This window comes from Brevibacillus sp. TJ4, assembly GCF_044627595.2.
In the GTDB taxonomy this organism is placed as follows: Bacteria; Bacillota; Bacilli; order Brevibacillales; family Brevibacillaceae; genus Brevibacillus.
Map to the genome: position 1 here is coordinate 4,294,987 of NZ_CP185865.1, position 18,111 is coordinate 4,313,097.

Annotated in this window: 20 protein-coding genes and 1 other RNA gene; 3 read left to right on the plus strand and 18 right to left on the minus strand. The window is 53.6% G+C overall.

Annotated features, from left to right (window positions below):
- Window positions 1-11: 11 nt before the first annotated feature.
- The 3 genes from ACAF76_RS21250 to ACAF76_RS21260 form a co-directional block, all read right to left on the minus strand.
- The gene (locus ACAF76_RS21250) at window positions 12-1,526 is read right to left on the minus strand and encodes an aminotransferase class I/II-fold pyridoxal phosphate-dependent enzyme (protein ID WP_400161796.1); all 1,515 of its coding nucleotides are present in this window, start codon (window positions 1,524-1,526) and stop codon (window positions 12-14) included.
- A 71-nt stretch (window positions 1,527-1,597) separates the two neighbouring features.
- Window positions 1,598-1,780, minus strand: a complete 183-nt coding sequence (locus ACAF76_RS21255) for a sigma factor G inhibitor Gin (RefSeq protein ID WP_400161771.1) — start codon at window positions 1,778-1,780, stop codon at window positions 1,598-1,600.
- Window positions 1,781-1,841: 61 nt separating this feature from the next.
- Entirely contained in the window at window positions 1,842-2,879 is a 1,038-nt protein-coding gene (locus ACAF76_RS21260) for a hypothetical protein (RefSeq protein WP_400161772.1), read from the minus strand.
- Window positions 2,880-3,000: 121 nt separating this feature from the next.
- Here ACAF76_RS21260 and ACAF76_RS21265 point away from each other — a divergent pair, with 121 nt between their 5' ends.
- On the plus strand, window positions 3,001-3,528 hold the full coding sequence (locus tag ACAF76_RS21265; protein WP_400161773.1) for a hypothetical protein: 528 nt from the start codon (window positions 3,001-3,003) through the stop codon (window positions 3,526-3,528).
- Window positions 3,529-3,552: 24 nt separating this feature from the next.
- Here ACAF76_RS21265 and ACAF76_RS21270 read toward each other — a convergent pair whose 3' ends face one another.
- Genes ACAF76_RS21270 through ACAF76_RS21280 form a run of 3 tightly spaced genes read right to left on the minus strand, consistent with a single transcriptional unit; the run spans window position 3,553 to window position 5,054 of the window.
- Window positions 3,553-3,819 carry a pro-sigmaK processing inhibitor BofA family protein gene (locus ACAF76_RS21270; RefSeq protein WP_400161774.1) on the minus strand — a complete coding sequence of 89 codons (267 nt, stop codon included), beginning with the start codon at window positions 3,817-3,819 and terminating at the stop codon, window positions 3,553-3,555.
- Window positions 3,801-4,064: a DUF2508 family protein gene (locus ACAF76_RS21275; RefSeq protein ID WP_400161775.1), complete on the minus strand. Its 264-nt coding sequence runs from the start codon at window positions 4,062-4,064 to the stop codon at window positions 3,801-3,803. Before ACAF76_RS21275 ends, ACAF76_RS21270 begins: the two co-directional genes overlap by 19 nt.
- 15 nt (window positions 4,065-4,079) lie before the next feature.
- Window positions 4,080-5,054 carry a lysostaphin resistance A-like protein gene (locus ACAF76_RS21280; protein ID WP_400161776.1) on the minus strand — a complete coding sequence of 325 codons (975 nt, stop codon included), beginning with the start codon at window positions 5,052-5,054 and terminating at the stop codon, window positions 4,080-4,082.
- A gap of 156 nt (window positions 5,055-5,210) precedes the next feature.
- Between ACAF76_RS21280 and ACAF76_RS21285 the strand changes: the two genes are divergently transcribed.
- Entirely contained in the window at window positions 5,211-5,927 is a 717-nt protein-coding gene (locus tag ACAF76_RS21285; RefSeq protein ID WP_400161777.1) for a hypothetical protein, read from the plus strand.
- A 118-nt stretch (window positions 5,928-6,045) separates the two neighbouring features.
- On the opposite strand, the gene recR is transcribed toward ACAF76_RS21285, so the two are convergent.
- The 7 genes from recR to ACAF76_RS21320 form a co-directional block, all read right to left on the minus strand.
- Window positions 6,046-6,642 (minus strand): recombination mediator RecR, encoded by a 597-nt coding sequence (gene recR / locus ACAF76_RS21290; protein ID WP_400161778.1) that lies wholly within the window; start codon window positions 6,640-6,642, stop codon window positions 6,046-6,048.
- 29 nt (window positions 6,643-6,671) lie between these two features.
- Window positions 6,672-6,983 carry a YbaB/EbfC family nucleoid-associated protein gene (locus ACAF76_RS21295; RefSeq protein WP_400161779.1) on the minus strand — a complete coding sequence of 104 codons (312 nt, stop codon included), beginning with the start codon at window positions 6,981-6,983 and terminating at the stop codon, window positions 6,672-6,674.
- Between the two features lie 25 nt (window positions 6,984-7,008).
- Window positions 7,009-8,721: a DNA polymerase III subunit gamma/tau gene (dnaX, locus tag ACAF76_RS21300; RefSeq protein WP_400161780.1), complete on the minus strand. Its 1,713-nt coding sequence runs from the start codon at window positions 8,719-8,721 to the stop codon at window positions 7,009-7,011.
- Window positions 8,722-8,844: 123 nt separating this feature from the next.
- Window positions 8,845-10,278 carry an ATP-binding protein gene (locus ACAF76_RS21305; RefSeq protein WP_400161781.1) on the minus strand — a complete coding sequence of 478 codons (1,434 nt, stop codon included), beginning with the start codon at window positions 10,276-10,278 and terminating at the stop codon, window positions 8,845-8,847.
- A 234-nt stretch (window positions 10,279-10,512) separates the two neighbouring features.
- Window positions 10,513-10,777, minus strand: an RNA gene (gene ffs / locus ACAF76_RS21310) — signal recognition particle sRNA large type.
- A 106-nt stretch (window positions 10,778-10,883) separates the two neighbouring features.
- Window positions 10,884-12,305: an HD-GYP domain-containing protein gene (locus tag ACAF76_RS21315; RefSeq protein WP_400161782.1), complete on the minus strand. Its 1,422-nt coding sequence runs from the start codon at window positions 12,303-12,305 to the stop codon at window positions 10,884-10,886.
- A gap of 306 nt (window positions 12,306-12,611) precedes the next feature.
- Window positions 12,612-13,250, minus strand: a complete 639-nt coding sequence (locus ACAF76_RS21320) for a DedA family protein (RefSeq protein WP_400161783.1) — start codon at window positions 13,248-13,250, stop codon at window positions 12,612-12,614.
- A gap of 234 nt (window positions 13,251-13,484) precedes the next feature.
- On the opposite strand from ACAF76_RS21320, the gene ACAF76_RS21325 reads away from it, so the two are divergent.
- On the plus strand, window positions 13,485-13,796 hold the full coding sequence (locus tag ACAF76_RS21325; protein ID WP_400161784.1) for a DUF4870 domain-containing protein: 312 nt from the start codon (window positions 13,485-13,487) through the stop codon (window positions 13,794-13,796).
- Window positions 13,797-13,866: 70 nt separating this feature from the next.
- Here the strand turns inward: ACAF76_RS21325 and ACAF76_RS21330 are convergent, their stop codons facing one another.
- The 5 genes from ACAF76_RS21330 to ACAF76_RS21350 all read right to left on the minus strand — a co-directional run bounded on the left by ACAF76_RS21330 (window position 13,867) and on the right by ACAF76_RS21350 (window position 18,029).
- The gene (locus tag ACAF76_RS21330) at window positions 13,867-14,256 is read right to left on the minus strand and encodes a rhodanese-like domain-containing protein (protein ID WP_400161785.1); all 390 of its coding nucleotides are present in this window, start codon (window positions 14,254-14,256) and stop codon (window positions 13,867-13,869) included.
- A 97-nt stretch (window positions 14,257-14,353) separates the two neighbouring features.
- Window positions 14,354-14,803 carry an arsenate reductase (thioredoxin) gene (gene arsC / locus ACAF76_RS21335; protein WP_400161786.1) on the minus strand — a complete coding sequence of 150 codons (450 nt, stop codon included), beginning with the start codon at window positions 14,801-14,803 and terminating at the stop codon, window positions 14,354-14,356.
- A gap of 36 nt (window positions 14,804-14,839) precedes the next feature.
- Window positions 14,840-16,129, minus strand: a complete 1,290-nt coding sequence (locus tag ACAF76_RS21340; protein WP_400161797.1) for an arsenic transporter — start codon at window positions 16,127-16,129, stop codon at window positions 14,840-14,842.
- A 34-nt stretch (window positions 16,130-16,163) separates the two neighbouring features.
- Window positions 16,164-16,487 carry an ArsR/SmtB family transcription factor gene (locus tag ACAF76_RS21345; RefSeq protein WP_400161798.1) on the minus strand — a complete coding sequence of 108 codons (324 nt, stop codon included), beginning with the start codon at window positions 16,485-16,487 and terminating at the stop codon, window positions 16,164-16,166.
- Between the two features lie 174 nt (window positions 16,488-16,661).
- Window positions 16,662-18,029, minus strand: coding sequence for an MFS transporter (locus ACAF76_RS21350; RefSeq protein ID WP_400161787.1), 1,368 nt, complete (start codon window positions 18,027-18,029; stop codon window positions 16,662-16,664).
- Window positions 18,030-18,111 lie beyond the last annotated feature (82 nt).

Here is an 18,111-nt window from a genome sequence, read left to right on the forward strand (position 1 = left end):
GTAGTTCCTGTTTATGATTTGTACGCCAGCACCTGGATTGTCTGAAGCCGCTCATCCTGTACGCCATGAAAACGCGTGCTGCTCGCGCGAAGCTCAAGCAGCATAGACATGCTCTGCTCATCGATTCGTTCGCCCGGCACCAGAATGGGAATACCCGGCGGATACGGAACGACCATTTCCACGACAACCCGGCCCATCGCCTGTTCCAGCGGCAGCGTCTCCCGCGGCAGGTCGACCACCTCGTGCATCGGCAGCACGGTTTCCCTTATATAATGAGAGGATACGGTGCCAGCCTGGATGATGCGCTCTTTGCGCGACTTCACCCCGGGCTCGATCGACTCCAGCAAACGGGCCAGTGCATCGAGGTCGCGCGCGCTCGTCCCGGCGGAGGCTGCCAGCAGAACGTGACTGGTATCGGCCAATTCCGGGAAAATGCCGTGTTCCTCCATCATCTGCTGTACGGCAAATCCATCCAGATCATCCGTGAGCAGGTGCAAAAACAGCTTCAGCGGGTCCAGCGTCGCGTACACGCTGCTTTCCGACAGCACCGGCCACCTCATCCAGGACAGACGCGCCGTGCGCTCGCGCAGCTTGTCCAGCAGCGGCAAAAGCTGATCCCACTCCTGCGGCGCTTGTGTGACCAGATGGCGCCTCGCCAAATCGAGCGAAGCCATCAGCGGGTAAGAAGGACTGGAGGATTGCAGCATTGCCAAATGGCGAAACAGCCGTTCCCGGTCGATGCGCTTCCCCTGCACATGCAGCATCGACGACATGGTCAGCGCTGACACCATCTTGTGCGTCGACTGCACGGCTGCATCGGCCCCTGACTGCATCGCAGACAGGGGAAAGGCGGGATGGAAACCGAAGTGTGCCCCATGTGCCTCGTCGACCAGCAACGGAACGCCGTGGCGATGGACGACGTCGGCCATTTTTTTCAGGTCGATCCCCATTCCGTAGTACGTCGGATTAGTCAAAAACACGGCTTTGGCATCAGGATGGGCGAGCAGTGCCCGCTCCACATCCTCGCGCCGCACACCAGCCGCTGTCCCTGTCGCCAAATCGACGGCCGGGACGAGAAAGACCGGTTTCGCTCGAGCCAGCATGATGCCGTGATACACGGATTTATGGCAATTGCGCTGTACGAGAATCTTTTCCCCGGGGCGGCATACCGCCATGATCAAAGCGAGGTTGCCGACCGTGCTCCCGCCGATGAGAAACCGCGTCTCCTCGGCACCAAAAGCCTCGGCCGCAAGCGCCTGCGCTTCGGCGATTACACCCTGCGGCTGGTGCAGATCGTCCAGCCCGGAAATCTCCGTCATATCCAGCTCCAGAATCCCCTGATAACGATCCCTAGCGCCAGCGTCAAAGCTGTGCCCCATTTTATGTCCAGGAACATGAAACGAGTGTGGTCGGCGCATCGCATGCTGTTCTAGCCGCTCATACAAGGGGGCTCGTTTTTGCCGCTCCCCGAAATAGCTGTCGTTTCCCCTCACGCACGCTTCACGCCCTTTTTCTTTCCTCACGATTTTCCTTCATTTTAACATGAAATGGCACAGACTAAAAAAGGCATCGGCGGGTCCCGACACCTTTTTTGACACTACGCGTCTTTCTGCAACCAGATTCTTCTCATCTGGTGAATAAAGAACGGATACTTTTCATCCTGCACATCGGTCTTCACCATCTCCTGCTCACAGTGCCGACAGATAAACTGTTCACAGATGGCGATTCCGTCCTTTTGTTCCTCATCACAGACGATACAGCGCTGAGCAACTTTTTCCATAGTCGTGAACGCCTTCCCTTTTCCTCAATCTACCAACCATTATACCCCATTATAATCAACATCATTCCCAAATGTTCGTCTTTTCCCCAAATGATCGGTAATAGGTTACGTACAGGTTGGCCTCCCGGAGAGGAAAGCTGGCCGTTGCGTCTACTACGTTGCTTCGCCTCATGCACTGCCTGAGCCGATCCAGATTGAGGCTGGATATGACCGCATCGGCTTCTCCAATCACCAGCAAATCGGCATCCTCCAACGCTTGCTCGATGCTGGAGAAAACGGCGCAGTCGATCCCGTTCGCAAGTGACAGGTTGTTCGGAAATGGCTTGTCCTGCCCGACGTACAGGCGAACCTCCTTGCCCTTCAGCCAGCCTGTCGGCATCTGTTCCCACAAGGACGGTCGACCAAAAAGCGCCACCCGCTGCACGTTCGGCTTTTCCAGGAAGGGGCGAGTCTCGCGGTCCATCCAGCGACTGATGTGGGCTTGCTCCGCGCGCGCAGGATACAGCCACATCTGGCCGACCCGCTTGTCCAGCCCCATTGCCCGGGAAACCACCTGCAAGGAAATGCCCTGTTCATCGCACACGTCGCCCAGCTCGACAAAAAACTTCTCCTTGAGCGTGAGATAGCGCGGCAACTGGCGGCACACCTCGTCCACTTCCCGGCGAGCGCAGACCAGACTCTGCACACCTTGCTCGGCAAGCTGGCGGCGCAGCAGCTCGACGTAAAAACTGCCGGGCGAACCACCGATCAAGGCGCGTTCGTTACCGGCTATCAGCATCATCCGCAGCACTTCCCAGTTCCCTTTCCCTTCCCATACAGCAGCCAGGCGATCTGCCCAGCCATGGGGAAGATCGGCTCCGTAAGCGAGCAGGAGGCGGGGACGATCGGCCTTCAACGCTGCGATCTCTACCCAGTCTGGCAAGTCAGTCGGCCGGGTCAGCACGACTCCCTGGAACAACTCCCTGTCTTCAGCCGTTTCCCATGCGCTGGCAACGATGCCGCAAGCGGCAAGTTCGGCACCGAGCTGCTCAGGGACGGGATCTGTGGCTGCCAAATGAATCTTGTTACGACAGGCGACGTACATGTCTTCATCCTCCATCCGTCATCCTGTCTGTTAGCGTTCCCCAAAAATTGTCTGCCGTTACCCATCTCGCGCCTTTTACGCTGATGACCTGTATGCGATAATGGGACGTAGATCATCAGGTAAGGGAAGTGGCTTTGTGAAAGAATCAGCCAATCAGACCATCTATAGTTACAAGCTGTTGCACCGGTTCAGATGGGGCCTCGTCGGCTACCTGTTTCAATTGCTGCTGATCGGACTCTTGCTGATCGCCATTTCCATTGCTCTTTACACACCGGTCATCCGCCTGGTGGTCACGCTTGCCGTATTGCCGCTTATTGCGATCAGCCACCTGATGCTGTTTCGCCTCTATACTACGGTACGGAAGCTCACTCCGCAGACGACTGCCGATATGCTTGTCTCCCCGTGGTGGGGCTCCGGATACCGCTTTCCTGTATCGCTGTCGGTATACCGCAAAGGCGAGTCCGTCGTCCTGGCGGGCAGCCTGCTTCTGGCGGCAGCCGTTTTCGTCTGGATTCCGCTCGAATACGGGCTGACGCTGATCGGAGGAACCATCATCCTGGCCTTTCCGCGACTGGTTGCCTTGCTCGCATCCTTTCGGCAGTCCGATCCTTGCAAGGTCAAGTATGAAAACCGCGGGATCGCATTTCTGCTGACAAACGTGTAGCTTCCGGCACATATCCGGTCTTCATCACATGATCCATAGTTTGATCACGACCAGCGCAGCCAGCCCGGGCAAGCGCAAAAAGCCCGCCAACAATGCCGTAATCGGGTTGATCGGGATATGAAAGCTGGCCATCTCGCCGACGAGATTGGTGAAAAACAGCAGGATTGCCCCGATCACCATTTGCATGGCGGCAAACCCGACCCAGCGAATCGGCCCTGCCACCGATTTGCTGGCGGCAATGAGCAACAAGATTCCGGCAATCAAGAGTGCAATCACCCATTCTGTTGCCATACACGTCCCCCCCGTGCGTCATGTTCGCGGCTGCGCTCCCGTTTTACTTGCGAGAGCAGGTACATATAGCGTTTTTCCGTCAGTTGCAGATAGTAGATGGCATCGTCCATACTGCTGTCCGGTTCGTTGATCTCCACCAGATAGCGGGCGTGCTGCCAGTCCAGCCTGGCCCGATCGACGGACGCATCCAGCCCTCCCTGATTCCACTCGACGAAGATACGCGACTTTTTCCCCCACCAGCTCATCAGCCCATACACTCCTTACTGAAAATAATAGAGTACGCCAGACAGATTGTTGACGGCATGCAGGACGACAGCACCCCAAATCGACTGGAAATGATGCCGAATCCAGCCCAGCCCGATCCCGATGACCAATAATGGCGCAAAAAAGGCAACGTCCATATGCAGCAGGGCAAACCACAGGCTGCTGAGCAAAATGCCTGCGATCACCCCCAGCCGTTTGACCAGATACGTCTGTACTACGCCGCGGAACAACAGCTCCTCGGCAAACGGGACGAGCAAGCCAATGACCAGGATTGACGCCGCAATCGCCAGCAGGTTGTTTCCTTTTGCCTGGATCAGTTCATTTTCAATTTTCTGCTCTCTCTCCGATGTGAGAGACAGCCCGAACCAGTCGGCGACCGGCTTGGTGACGAGTACATCGAGGAATTGCGCGATCAGCACCAGCAGCACGAGCAGCACGAGGATCATGCGCCACAGCCGTACCGGCCGACGCAATCCGATTGCCTCCCCGCGCCCGCGAAACCAAAGCGGGATCACGACCAAAAGAAACAGTTGGAAGGAAGCAGACTCGAATGCCCCTCCTGCCGTTCCCTCCAGAAAAAAGGGTGTCTCGCGAAGCAACCCGTACACAAACAGCGATACGGCCTGGTAGATGTGCATCCAGGCGACGACATGCACGACGTCGTTGGCGCTCGGCGCATCGTCTTTCCACAGCCAGGAGCGTTCCCTTCGCTCTTGGTACAAGCCGACGAGATAGCGGACGGTGACGACGCAGCTTACGGCACACGTAAGCAGCACCACGAGCGAGAGCCAGACAGCAGGTTGATCGGCGATCGACGGGATCCACCGGCCGTCTGCGCCCTGTTGAAAACGAATCAGGGACATTTCCGCAGCAAACATGATCCAATAGCCGATAAACAGCAAGATTGCCCAAGGTGTCGACCTGCGCCTCGGCACATGGGTTTTCAGAGAGATTCCTGTTCCTGTCTGCATCTCCTCACTCTCCTATCTCCATCTCTATGTCTCGTCCACGAAAAAAAGTCCCGCTACTTTTTGAGGGGGGCGGCACATGCGTTTGCGTTATATAATAGTTGGTATATAATCCCTCCAAAACCGATCATAGGCAGGAAGGGAATGGAGGCGTATGACATGACCTGGTTTAAAGAAATACCAATGCCCCTCGATAACCATAGCCAGCATCGTACCCCGGAGGACTATAGCTATAGAATAAGACCGCTCCAACAGCAAGTCGCTCCCAATCCTCCCGATTATATCAATGATATTGTCTTGCAATGGGTCGTCGTGCCATTTCTTGTTATCGAACATGTGGTTTTCCACATTCCTGTCCATGACGCAGAATTAAAAGAATATACTTTTGCGAATCTGACACATCTCTTTGATCCCGTACGAGGATTTTTTGTCGATGGGGAACTACTTGAAGTTAGACTTGAGGGGTTAAAACAGCATACGAAGGATTTTTTTGTAAAAACTGTAGTCGATACAAATAAACTGGACCCTTTGGTGGCTGACTTTTATTTACGGGAGAACATGGAATTGGAACAACGGATTGACGTCAAACTGTATGAAATCGACATCAAAAAGTTTACCGCAATGACTACCTACCATCCCGAATCGAACCACAGTAGACTGTGGGATTTTCTCATGTGGACACACCCTTATCACGACGAAATCACCTTATTTCCTGTTCATTGGGTTTTTCATGATCTTCTCTTGGAGTCTCCGTTTCTGCTATTTCTATCTCGGTATGCTGATGAAATCGTGCTGACAGTAAACCAACACGATCAACACGTTCGAGCCATTACCTTTACGGGTAAACGTCAGTCAATCGGGGAATTGGTGCGTTAGATGGAATACGAATCACATCCAGAAACAAAAATGACCGCCTCGTCTGCCAAGATCAGAGGCGGTCATTTCTTTTTTGCCAAAGCAATTACGATTGTTGCGACAAGACGATCAGCCCTGGCTACAGCTCGCGCCGCCCCTCCAGCGCCTTGGTCAAGGTGACTTCGTCCGCATACTCCAAATCTCCGCCTACCGGCAAGCCGTGGGCGATTCTGGTGACACGGATGCCAAATGGCTTGATCAGTCGGGAGATGTACATGGCGGTCGCCTCCCCCTCAATGTTGGGGTTGGTGGCCAGGATGACTTCCTTCACCTGTTCGTCGCTGAGACGCTTCAACAGATCGGGAATCTTGATGTCTTCCGGGCCGATGCCATCCATCGGGGAAATGGCACCGTGCAGGACGTGGTAATACCCTTCAAACTCGCGAGTCCGCTCCATGGCCACGACATCCTTCGGCTCCTGCACCACGCAGATGATCGAGCCGTCCCGTTTTTTGTCCCGGCACAGGTGGCACGGGTCCAGATCGGTAATATTGTTGCAGACCGAGCAATAGTGAAGCTGGCGCTTGGCGTTGACCAACGCCTTGGCCAGATCCAGCACGTCATCTTCCTTCATGTTGAGCACATAAAAAGCAAGCCGCCCTGCCGTTTTTTGTCCGATGCCGGGCAGCTTCATAAATCCTTCGATCAATTTGGATACCGGTTCTGGATAGAACATCGATTGTTTACTCCTTCAACCTGCCTGGGTTAGAACAGACCTGGAATCTTCATTCCTCCGGTAAAGCGTCCCATCTCCTGGTTCATCAGTTCATCTGCCTTGCGCATCGCGTCATTGACAGCGGCCAGAACGAGGTCTTGCAGCATGTCTACATCATCAGGATCTACTACTTCCGGCTTGATGACGATGCCTTTTACCTGCTTGTGACCGTCTACTGTGACGAGGACTGCTCCGCCTCCAGCAGAGCCTTCGACCGTTTTTTCCTTCAGGCCTTCCTGGGCTTTTTGCATTTCTTCCTGCATTTTTTTCACTTGCTTCATCATTTGTTGCATGTTCTTCATGGGATTTCCTCCTTTTAGCGATCGTCTAGTCTTTCACTTCCACGAGATCTTCTCCGACCAGCTTGATGGCCTCGGCCAGGAATGGGTCCTGTTGCTTCGCTTCCGGGACCTCGCCTTGGACGGCGTGATTTCCGACAGACTCCCACTCTTCCTCCATTACGGAGAGAAGCTGCAGCGGTCTGCCCAGCACCATTTGCATGACCCGCTCGATGACGCCTTTCAGTTCGGGTTCCATCGTCTTGTCACAGTGTATGGGGCTGGCAAAGGTGACGACCACCGCTTCGCCCCCGGCTGCAACCGGTTTGCCGTTGATCAGCCATGCCTGGTATTGAATCTTGATTTTTTTCAAATCGGCGAGGATTTGGCTCCACGCCCCCTGTACTTGTCTGGTCAGCGCTTCATCCCGCGCCTTGGCGACTTCTCTGACCTTGTTCAGCGGCGTACGCGAGCCGCCACCAGCAGGCACCGACCTTCTCGGCTCCGTCCGTCGGGGCTCCTCCGCCTTGGGAGCTGCCTGTACGGCAACCTGCCCTTGCATGATCTGATTCAGGCGCTCTTCCAGAAAGCGGAGGCGATTGGTCAGGTCAGCCGGCTCCGCGCTCTCCTGCCTTGCGGGAGCAGACGCGGTGCCTTGCGTCATTGCCCCTGTCTGTTCGCCGGACTGACAGAGCTTCACCAGCGTCAGCTCTACCAGCACGCGGGCGTAGGTCGACCATTTCAACTGGGCCAGCGCCTGGTTGCAAATTTCAATTTTCGCGTACAGATCAGGCAGTGAATGTTGCTCTGCCACCTGGCTGAACTGGTCGTCGGTCAGCGTCCGCTCGACGATTTCTTCCAACTGTGGCGCTGTCTTGTAGAGCAGCATATCGCGGTAGTAGTACAGAAAATCATGTAAAAACTGCTCCGGGTCCTTGCCCTGGACCATCACCTGATCAAATTGCTCCATTACCTTGGCTACGTCCTGCTGCAAAATATGACTCGCAAGGATGGAAAAGTACGATTGGGCGATCGTACCGGTAATCTGCATCACATCGGTAGCCCGGACGACATCGCTGCCGTAGCTGATCGCCTGATCGAGCAGGCTGAGCGCATCGCGGGCTCCGCCTTCCGCCATCTTCGCCACCAGGGTGAGGGCTTGTTCCTCGACCTGGACGCCTTGGGACTGACAAATTCGCTGCAGCAGCCCGACCATCACCTGAAGCGGAATACGGTGAAAATCAAAGCGCTGGCAACGAGAGATGATCGTCGCCGGCAGCTTGTGCGGCTCTGTTGTGGCGAGAATAAAGATGACGTGGGCAGGAGGCTCTTCCAATGTTTTCAACAGCGCATTAAACGCCTCCGTCGTCAGCATATGCACTTCGTCGATGATGTACACCTTGTACTTGACGTCGCTCGGGGCGAATTTGACTTTGTCGCGAATGTCGCGAATTTCTTCTACACCGCGGTTGGAGGCCGCATCGATCTCCAGCACATCGGTTACCGATCCGTCTGTAATGGCCCGGCAGGTATCACACTGGTTGCACGGTTCACCATCCTGCGGCTGTTCGCAGTTGACCGCCTTGGACATGATCTTGGCGGCACTGGTTTTGCCCGTACCACGGGGACCATTGAACAAATAGGCGTGGGAAAGCCTGCCTTCGCGCAACGCATTGCGCAAGGTAATCGTCACATGTTCCTGTCCGACGACATCCTCGAACCTCTGTGGTCGGTATACGCGATAGAGCGCGGTATAAGCCATGTTCGTGTGACACTCCCCATCTGCACAGTCCTCTTTCATATCCTATATAGTATACAACATTGCTAGGAATCGCACAAAAAAAACGCCCCACCGAAGTGGGACAAGCGTACCTGTCACGCACACCTACAGATATGGCAGCAGGATGTGAAACGTAGTCCCGTACCCTTTGGAAGAGACGCGGATTTGTCCGCCCAGATCGTGAATGATTTTTTGGCAAACGGAAAGGCCCAGCCCTGTCCCCTCTTCTTTTGTCGTAAAAAACGGATCAAATATCTTGTCGATGATGTACAAGGGGATGCCGGGACCCGTGTCGTGAATGTCGATGCTCATCTTGTCGCCGTCCTGATCGATGTGATGGGAGATTTGCAATGTTCCCTGCTCGCCCATCGCTTCAATGCCGTTTTTGCAAATATTGATAAACACCTGCTTCAGCAATTCATTGTCACCGACGACCAGCGGCAGGTTGCCGCGAGACAAAAACTTCACATCGATGCCATACAGGATGGCCTGCGATTCCACAATGGGGAGAATTTCTTCAAAGACAACATTAAGGTCGACGATGGAATACTGCACGTCACGCGGCTTGCTCAACAGCAAAAACTCGCTGACGAGTGAATTGATCCGGTTGATTTCCGTAAGCATGATCTCGGTATACGTTTTTTCCCGATCCATGCCGCTTTCGCTAAACGACTGCAAAAACATCTGCAAAAACCCTTTGATCGAGGTCAGCGGGTTGCGAATTTCGTGGGCTGTGCCCGCTGCAATCTGACCGATCATGGCGAGCCGCTCGTTTCGTTCGATCTTCTGTTCAAAGGAACGAAGATTCGTGATGTCTTTAAACAGGACAAAGGCCCCGACAGTCTTCCCTGACTCATCCTGTATCGAGTTGGCATCGACGATCAACTCGTAGCGCTGGCTGTCGTTGCTCCAGAAGATCGGGACATTGTGCAACTTTACGCCGTCCAGCCACTCTTTTTTGATCAGCCGATGCTGCTCGGGGATGCCGGCAAACACTTCGTCGACGTGTTTGTTGAGAATGTTCAGGCGATCTGCACCGAGCAGCTTGCAAGCGCTGTGGCTTGCTTCGACGATGGTAGCGTCCGCATCCAGAACAAACAGACCGACGCTTGTATCATGCGTCAATTTGGCTACGATGCGTTCAGCCAGCCCAGCATTTCGCTCCTGTCCCAATTGAAACAGATAGATCAGGTAGTACATGGTCTCTTCCGCTTGCTGGACCTGCATCATCACGGCGGTCGTTCGCTCGACACCGTGCATGTCGCGCCACGTCACCTCAAAAGGGGAGTCGGATTCTGTTTCCTTTTCCAAGATCTCCTCGTACAACTGCTTCAGAGAACCGTTGTACGGCAGAATGACCTGAACAGGGTGACGGAGCAAATGTTCACGGGCATATCCGGTTACACGAAGCAATTGTTCGTTTACTTCCACGATACTACCCGCTTGATTCGCTACTAAAACGGCAGTAGGCAGTTGATGCACGAACCGCTGCACATGTCCGGCCGAACCGACGTGACCGAGCAAAAATGGTTGGCTCACAGCTTGTCCCCCCCTGACCTATGCACTTCATTCGTACAGGAAACACAGTTTTCCTGAATATGTATGAAAGTTCGTGAAAAATAGCAAAAAACCTGCCCTGATTCTGGACAGGTGTACAGGAAATCTTTCGCTAGTTCTCGTCAAAATACTACAAAGTAAAGGGAAACCAAATAAAAAAAGCGGCCTGCTTCCACGAGCGGAAACCAGCCACTTTGTTTACAAATCAATGAGGTACCGTGCACCTATCTTCGATACTCCACATCCGAGCGTTACTTATGGAAACGACTCAGACCAGGCAACCCTGCGGCACACGCGATGATCCACTTATGGCTGCTTCCTTCCGGACCTGACCAGGTTCATGGGTTCACGTTGCACAGGACCCGCTCCTCAACACCGTCGCCATAAGGCAGCCTCACATGAGAAGACCTATGATAGGAATTCAACCCTGCTATTGCGGATTGCAGGTTACAGGGCACCGCAACCTCCCCGTCTAGCACGGCACAATTAAGGATACCAAAGATAGCGATGGTTATCAAGGCGTAAAGCCATCCATTGCAGGGAAACGTCTCCTGTAGCGCGAAAGGAGGCGCGGGCAAGCCCCGTCCTTACCCGATTTCCCGCTCCTGATGCCTGGTGATCGCGCCGTTTTGGTAGGCCATGGCGAACACCGCCACCACATTCGGATCAAACTGGGTACCCGCACACCGCAAAATTTCCTCGAAAGCGACCTGTGCAGGCAAGGCCTTGCGGTACGTACGAGCTGACGTCATGGCGTCAAACGTGTCTGCGACAGCAAGAATCCTGCCGATCAGCGGAATTTCTTCTTCTTTTAGCTGTGCCGGATAGCCCTTGCCATCCCAGCGTTCGTGATGGTACCTGACACCCGGGCTGACGTGGGCGAGATATTCGATCTGCTCGACCAGATCGGCTCCTACCGTCGGGTGGCGCTTGATCAGCTCGTATTCCGCCTCTGTCAGCCTTCCTTCCTTTAAGAGAATGTGATCGGGAACCGCCACTTTGCCAATATCGTGCAGCAACCCGGCGTAACGCAAATCATCACGGGGCAATAGCCGCTTTTGTTCCTCGTCCATTTGATCGTAAATAGCCAGTGCATACTGGGTAACGCGCTCTGTATGACCCGCCGTATAGCGATCCTTCATCTCAACCGCCAGATAGAAGCTGCGAACGATAGCCTCCAGCCCTTCCGGTATCAGCGTATTCTGGGGAGAATCAGCAGACTGCGAAGATTCGCCGTCGCGACCGGCAGACCCGTTCCTCCCTTTTTGGAACCGGACAAACTGGAAGAATACGTAGCCCGCTACACTGAAAACAATGACAGGAATCGCAATCATCAGCAGCCTGAGACTCAGCAGGTCCGCTTTGACAACTGCCCCGGGCGTCAAATTGTAAAAGATGTACCCGTTTTGCGGAGAAACGTATTGAAACGCAATCATCTCGGTGTCCCCCTGTACGAAGGAGGAAATGCCCGCAGCATCGCGATGATTGAAATTCCGCATCATCTCCCGGTATTCAGGAATCTGCTCCACCTGTTTTCCGAGCAGGGTTTCGTCTGTATGATAGATGATTTTCCCGGCAGGTGTAGCGAGCATTTGTTGCTTGTTTTGTTCTGTTGGCCCCAGGCTGAGGAATGTGGATAGCAACGGCAGATTGATTTCCGTCAACAACGTAGCGAACGCCTTTCCGGATTCATTTACGACCCGCTGCGAAATAAAGATGGACGGAAGATCTGATGGGGCAATGTCATATGCCAGCCACAGAGTGTCCTCTCCTTTCAGTTCCAGAGGTTCGATGCGAATTTGCTTCGGCGTCCACTCGGGCTGCTCCCCGTAAGATGTAATGCTTCCGTCGTCCCAGACCAAATGAGCATTGTCCACGACTTGATGCAGCGTACCGATTGGAGCGAGAAGCTGGTGCAGAGCCCTCGCGTCGTCACGGATCGCTTCCGCATGTCGCACAGGAGAGCTTTCCGCCATGATGGTCGTCCCCATTTGCAGTTCCAGAAACAAGTCGGTTACATCATCAGCGTTCAAGGCGAAGGAACTATTTATACTGTCTTGGTAATGGGCGATTACAGCCTTTTCCGCTCTCTCATCCAAGAAAGAATAGATGTACAGAACAGCCAGAAGACTACAAAGTAGAAATAGCCCAAAGAGTCGAAACTTGATTTTGGGTGACACCAGCCTCTTCCTTCTTTCTGTCTGCGCCAGGTGGAGCGGTTTTTTCTCAGCAATGCCGGGAAACCTCTCAATCATTGCATCCTTATTCTATTTCCACTTTTACAAAGAATGTAAACCTGTCATGGCTCGGTTTTTCTATCCTTCGGTCTCCTGTCTCGTCTTCCGCGCCTGCTGTTTGCCTTTCCAAACCTTGTAGCCGTATGCACCCGCTGTCCCGGCAAGCACGACCGCGATGCCGACAACAGCCGCTCCCTGATTGAATACCGAGCGGAATCCTTCCAGAACTTCTACATTGTCTCCAAGCACATAGCCGGCAACGAACAAGACGATGCTCCAGACCAAACCGGTCGTATACGAAAACAGCGCATATTTTCGAAAACTCATTTTCCCGATGCCGACCAGATAGGGGACGACATGTCGGACCACCGGGAAAAAATAGCTGATGCACAAAGCGAAGCTGCCATAGCGGTCCAGCAGTTGCTGGGCGCGTGCCAGATGCTTGTCCATCCCTTTTTTGCGGCTGAGCCAGTTGAGGGCGGGCGCCCCCAGCATCCTTCCCAGCACATACCCTACCGACAGACCGGAGACAACTCCCAGATAGGTGGCGATAAACGCAGGGACAAAGCGCAGCACTCCGAGAGAGGTCAGTACACCGGCAGACAGCACGATCACCTCGTCCGGGATCGGCATCCCGACAATTCCCAGCCACAACAGAAAAAAGAGAGCAGGATATCCGTACTGGCTCACGGAGTCACTTAATAAGTCCAGATCCATATGGTTGTTTTCCTCCTAAGCAGGATGTTAATTCATGTGAACATCCGTGGGCAAATTTTATATGACAATCATAAATACTGTTTTCAGCGGGAATCAATTACTCGTACTTGTTAAAAAATTTTGCAATTCCGTCTCCAGGCGGAGAAAAAAATAAAGCGAATGTTGGTATCTGGACATTGGTTAGATGAGATACAATAAAATCAAATTTCTTCGCCAACGTAAGGAGGACCTTCTATGGATCATAAAGGAGTGAAAGCCATCACGCATGCCAGTGCGTTTTTTGCACCGTTCCTGGTGCCGTTGCTCGTCTGGCTGCTGATGCCGGAACGAGAAATCAAAAACATGGCGCTGCAGGCATTGCTGTTTCACGTGGGAATCGGCATTCTGATTAGTATTTCCGGGATTTTTTCGTATATTTTAATCGGTATTCCATTCTTGATCATCTTTGCACTTGTCGGCATCTACTACCCGATCAAAGGAGTCATCTACTCCCTGCAAGGCCGACCCTTTCACTACCCCATCATCGGCTCCCTGATCGGGCACTAGTGCTTTATAAAAAGACCAGCATCTCTCGCGCGGGACGAAACTCCGTGGAGACTACTGGTCTTTTTTGGTTTTATCTCGATTTCAATTTGCCCTTCCAGGCCGCAATGCCGCCTCGCAGATGGGACAGGTTGGTGTAGCCGTGCCTTCTTAAAATACGCCCCGCCTGTTTGCTGCGGATGCCTGTACGACAATAGAGCAGCACTTCGTTTTTGGGCGATATTTCCTTTACCCGACTGTTTAGCTGAGACAGTGGAATATTGATGGCAGACGGGATGTGCCCGTTCTTGTATTCATGCGGCTCCCTGACATCCACCACCAGTACCCCGCTTCTTTTGCTTGCCTTCTCCTGAAACTGCTCGGCATTGATGGTTTGCAAGCCTTTTACCGGCATAAAGCGGACGGTCAAAAAGTAAGCGAGCAAAGCATATGAGGCAACTAATAGTATCATAACGAAATCCATTCGTGTCCATCCCCTCTCATGCTACGCGCCGATTTCTATGAACAGTATAAACGATCCGGTTTCCATCGAGAAACCCGTTTTTTGCCTTGTCCCGTTTTCAGGAAGTAGCGCGTTTGCTTCCCGCCTCGCTGACAAACTGCTCGATTTTTTGTTTGATCGCATCCCGCACTTCCCGGAAACTGTTCATCACTTGTTCTTCCGTACCGGTCGCCTTTGCCGGGTCGTCAAAGCCCCAATGCTGCTTGATGACCTGCGGGTTGGCGATCACCGGGCAGTGCTCGTCGGCGTGTCCGCACAAGGTAATGACGTAATCAGCCCGGTTCAAGGTGTCCGCATCGATTACATCAGAACTTTGGCTGCGAATGTCGATCCCGGCTTCGCCCATGACTTGCACAGCCCGGGGGTTCAGACCATGAGCTTCCAGACCCGCGCTTTTGACCTCGAAGCAGTCATTGCCCAATGCTTTCAAAAAACCTTCTGCCATTTGGCTGCGGCACGAGTTTCCTGTACAGAGAAAGTAGACGAGCGGGCGTTTGCCATTTTCCATTTCGATTCCTCCTCATTGGTGAAAGATAAGCACAGACTAGCTGACGATGATGAGCCACAGATACAGACCGAGCAAAGTGACCAGCAGAGTCGGAAGCGTCAGGACCACACCCGTCTTGAAGTATTGTCCCCACGTAATCCGCACCCCTTTTCGCGACAGGACATGCAGCCACAAGAGCGTCGCCAGCGAACCGATCGGCGTAATTTTCGGCCCGAGATCACTGCCGATGACGTTGGCGTAGATCAGCGCTTCACGCAAGGCTCCGGCAGTATCCGTACCTTGTATCGCCAGCGCACCGATCATTACGGTCGGCAGATTGTTCATAATCGAAGACAGAATGGCGGCGACAAAGCCCATGCCCACCGTTGCCGCCAACAGGCCCTGGTCGGCAAAGCTCTGGATCAGTTGTCCCAAGGCATCGGTCAACCCGACGTTGCGCAGCCCGTACACGACCACGTACATCCCGATCGAAAAGACGACGATCGACCAGGGTGCTTCCTTCACTACCCTTTTGATCGTGATCGCCTGGCTGTTTCGCGCAGCGAGGAGGAAGAGAATCGCAGCCAGACCCGCCGTAGCCGATACTGGAATCCCCACCATTTCATTCATCAAATACCCGATCAACAGGACGGCGAGAATGACCCAGGAGAGGCGAAACAGGCGGTTGTCCCTGATCGCCTCGCGCGGCTGTCTCAATTGCTTCAGGTCGTAGCTTGCGGGAATCTGTTTTCGATAATACAGGTACAAGACGAGCAAGCTCGCTCCAAGTGCAAAGAAGTTGGGAACAATCATCCGGGAGGCGTACTCCAGAAAGCCGATTCCGAAGAAATCAGCCGAGACGATGTTGACCAGATTGCTGACGATCAGCGGCAAGGAAGTCGTGTCAGCGACAAACCCGCTCGCCATGATAAAAGGCAGAACCATCGATTCCGGCAACTGCAAGGCGCGCACTTGCGCCAGCACGATCGGCGTGAGAATCAGCGCCGCTCCGTCATTGGCAAAAAAGGCGGACACGGCAGCTCCCAACAGTACGACGTATACAAACATCCGCCGCCCGTCTCCTCTGGCCAATCGCGCCATGTGCAAGGCAGACCATTCAAAAAAGCCGATTTCATCCAAAATCAGTGAAATGAAAATAATGCCGACAAATGCCAACGTAGCATTCCAGACAATTCCCGTCACTGTCGCCACGTCTTCCAAGCTGACAACGCCGCACACAAGCGCGAGAATCGCCCCGCCCGTGGCCGACCAGCCAATGCCAAGTCCTTTTGGCTGCCAGATGACGAAGGTAATCGTCAAAACAAAGATGAAAAATGCCAACCACATCAACAAGCAGGTTTCTCTCCTCACATATCTGTCTTTATTCGCAGGTCACAAGCAGTCCTTGTTGGGCCAGCTTTTCAAATTCTCCCGAGTAGTCCGGCAGATTCCCCAGCGCCTCCTGAACTTGCCGGAGCCGCTCGTCGTTCAAGGCGTAAAATACCCACTGCCCCTTCCTGCTCTCCACCACAAGCCCGGCCTGTTTCAGACGGCTCATGTGCTTTGATACCGCAGGCTGGGATATCTCAAAAATCGGCACCAGCTCACAAATGCAGCAGCTTCTGTGGCGCAACAGGCTGACGATTTTCAGCCGGGTAGGGTCGGCCAGCGCCTTTAATGCTGTAACCAACTGTCGGGAATCCATCTGCATGCGATGTCCTCCTTCCTTTTGTACACTCCTTCAAACATAATAATATAGCTATTTGGTTATTTCAAAAGGTTTTTCCACGACTTTTACTGGGAAACTCCTCTTAAAAGACCCGCTGGAACACGAGATCGCTGCTCCGGCGGGCTTGGAAAGCATATGGCGTATAGGAGATCAGACAGTATGTTTGTCGGGGACAGCCTGCCTGTCAAACCGAAGGCGGTACAGCAGCAGCAATCCGATCTGCAGTAAAGCCAGCACAAGGTAGAGGTTGCTGTAGACGGATGCCTCGGGGTACATATGCAGCGGGTTCCAGGCTGTTGCAGCGTCACCTTCCGCAACTCTGCTGTAAATGCCCGTGACGACGGCTCCGGAAAGAAACGTAAGCATCGTCAACAGCCCCATGCCTACACCCGTTTGCTCTTTGGGCAGAGTGCGGGAAATCGCGTTGTTCAAGGAAATCTGCATGAACATTTGCCCCACTGTACCAAAAATCAGAAAAACGGCGATCCATCCGGCCGACACCCCACTATAGATCGAGAACAAGGCAAAACAGAAGACGAGCAATCCGACGGCTACGCTGAACAAAAACCGGTTGCCTTTGGAATCGGCCAATCTGCCGCCGCGTCTCCCCAGTATCGCCGACACGACTGCCGCCGGTACCATGGCAAAGCCGATCAAACCGGACTCTAGCCGATTGACATCAGCGAGCAGCAGCGGTGTCAGGAAGGGGAGAGCGTACCCGATACCCACAGCGAGCACGGAAAGCGACAACCCGAGTGTGTACCGCTTGTTTTCAAACAACTGCAAGGAGACGAACGGTTCGGACGCCGTGCGAATCCGCAAGAAAAAACAGCCTGCGCACAACGCGCCGCCGACCAACAGCAGCCAGGTCCCGTTCGTGACGGACAACATCAAAAACGCTACCGTACCCGCCAACAAAAACGCGCCCCACCAATCAATCGCTCTTCCCTCTCCCCGCTCATCCCCCAAGTATTTTCGGTACAAGGGCAAGGTAAAGAGAATCAGCAGCGGTACACAAAACAGCCAGCGCCAATCGACCAGGCTGACCAAAAGCGCGGATACGACAGGCCCGAGTGCATTGCCCACAGCCAGCCCCGTCGCCGAGATGCCCAGAGCCCGGCCGCGGCTCTCCGGCGGGAAGTAGCGAACCGGAATGAGCATCGCCGTGGCGGGAATGACCGATGCCCCTGCCGCCTGCAAGCTCCGCCCGGCAAGGACCATCCAGAACGTCTGGGCGCTGAGTCCAACCAACGAGCCGACCATAAACAGGCAAAGCCCGAATGTGATCAGATTTTTCAATTTGTAGGAATCCGCCAGTTTGCCGTAGATGACGGACCCGATCGCGTACACCAGGATGTAGCTGGAGGTGACCCAGCTTACTTGCGAATATGATAGCGCGAAATCAACACTGATTTTTGGAAGTACGATATTGAACATCATCGCGCTCATCGAAGAGAGAACCAGTGTGAACGCCAGGACGCGAATCAATTTTTCCCCGACTTGTGGCAATACAGCCATGATTGCCTTCCACTTCCTTTCATTGTTTCTGGAAGTAGTATAGAATCAAAACTAAATAAATGAAAATATATATAAAAATATG

What these genes read in the sequence shown, in the direction of transcription:
- ACAF76_RS21255 (WP_400161771.1), bottom strand. Translation starts at nt 1,780, where the DNA reads ATGGAAAAAGTTGCTCAGCGCTGTATCGTCTGTGATGAGGAACAAAAG.
- ACAF76_RS21260 (WP_400161772.1), bottom strand. Translation starts at nt 2,879, where the DNA reads ATGGAGGATGAAGACATGTACGTCGCCTGTCGTAACAAGATTCATTTG.
- ACAF76_RS21270 (WP_400161774.1), bottom strand. Translation starts at nt 3,819, where the DNA reads ATGGCAACAGAATGGGTGATTGCACTCTTGATTGCCGGAATCTTGTTG.
- ACAF76_RS21275 (WP_400161775.1), bottom strand. Translation starts at nt 4,064, where the DNA reads ATGAGCTGGTGGGGGAAAAAGTCGCGTATCTTCGTCGAGTGGAATCAG.
- ACAF76_RS21280 (WP_400161776.1), bottom strand. Translation starts at nt 5,054, where the DNA reads ATGCAGACAGGAACAGGAATCTCTCTGAAAACCCATGTGCCGAGGCGC.
- ACAF76_RS21285 (WP_400161777.1), top strand. Translation starts at nt 5,211, where the DNA reads ATGACCTGGTTTAAAGAAATACCAATGCCCCTCGATAACCATAGCCAG.
- recR (WP_400161778.1), bottom strand. Translation starts at nt 6,642, where the DNA reads ATGTTCTATCCAGAACCGGTATCCAAATTGATCGAAGGATTTATGAAG.
- ACAF76_RS21295 (WP_400161779.1), bottom strand. Translation starts at nt 6,983, where the DNA reads ATGAAGAACATGCAACAAATGATGAAGCAAGTGAAAAAAATGCAGGAA.
- dnaX (WP_400161780.1), bottom strand. Translation starts at nt 8,721, where the DNA reads ATGGCTTATACCGCGCTCTATCGCGTATACCGACCACAGAGGTTCGAG.
- ACAF76_RS21320 (WP_400161783.1), bottom strand. Translation starts at nt 13,250, where the DNA reads ATGGATCTGGACTTATTAAGTGACTCCGTGAGCCAGTACGGATATCCT.
- ACAF76_RS21325 (WP_400161784.1), top strand. Translation starts at nt 13,485, where the DNA reads ATGGATCATAAAGGAGTGAAAGCCATCACGCATGCCAGTGCGTTTTTT.
- ACAF76_RS21330 (WP_400161785.1), bottom strand. Translation starts at nt 14,256, where the DNA reads ATGGATTTCGTTATGATACTATTAGTTGCCTCATATGCTTTGCTCGCT.
- arsC (WP_400161786.1), bottom strand. Translation starts at nt 14,803, where the DNA reads ATGGAAAATGGCAAACGCCCGCTCGTCTACTTTCTCTGTACAGGAAAC.
- ACAF76_RS21340 (WP_400161797.1), bottom strand. Translation starts at nt 16,129, where the DNA reads ATGTGGTTGGCATTTTTCATCTTTGTTTTGACGATTACCTTCGTCATC.
- ACAF76_RS21345 (WP_400161798.1), bottom strand. Translation starts at nt 16,487, where the DNA reads ATGGATTCCCGACAGTTGGTTACAGCATTAAAGGCGCTGGCCGACCCT.
- ACAF76_RS21350 (WP_400161787.1), bottom strand. Translation starts at nt 18,029, where the DNA reads ATGGCTGTATTGCCACAAGTCGGGGAAAAATTGATTCGCGTCCTGGCG.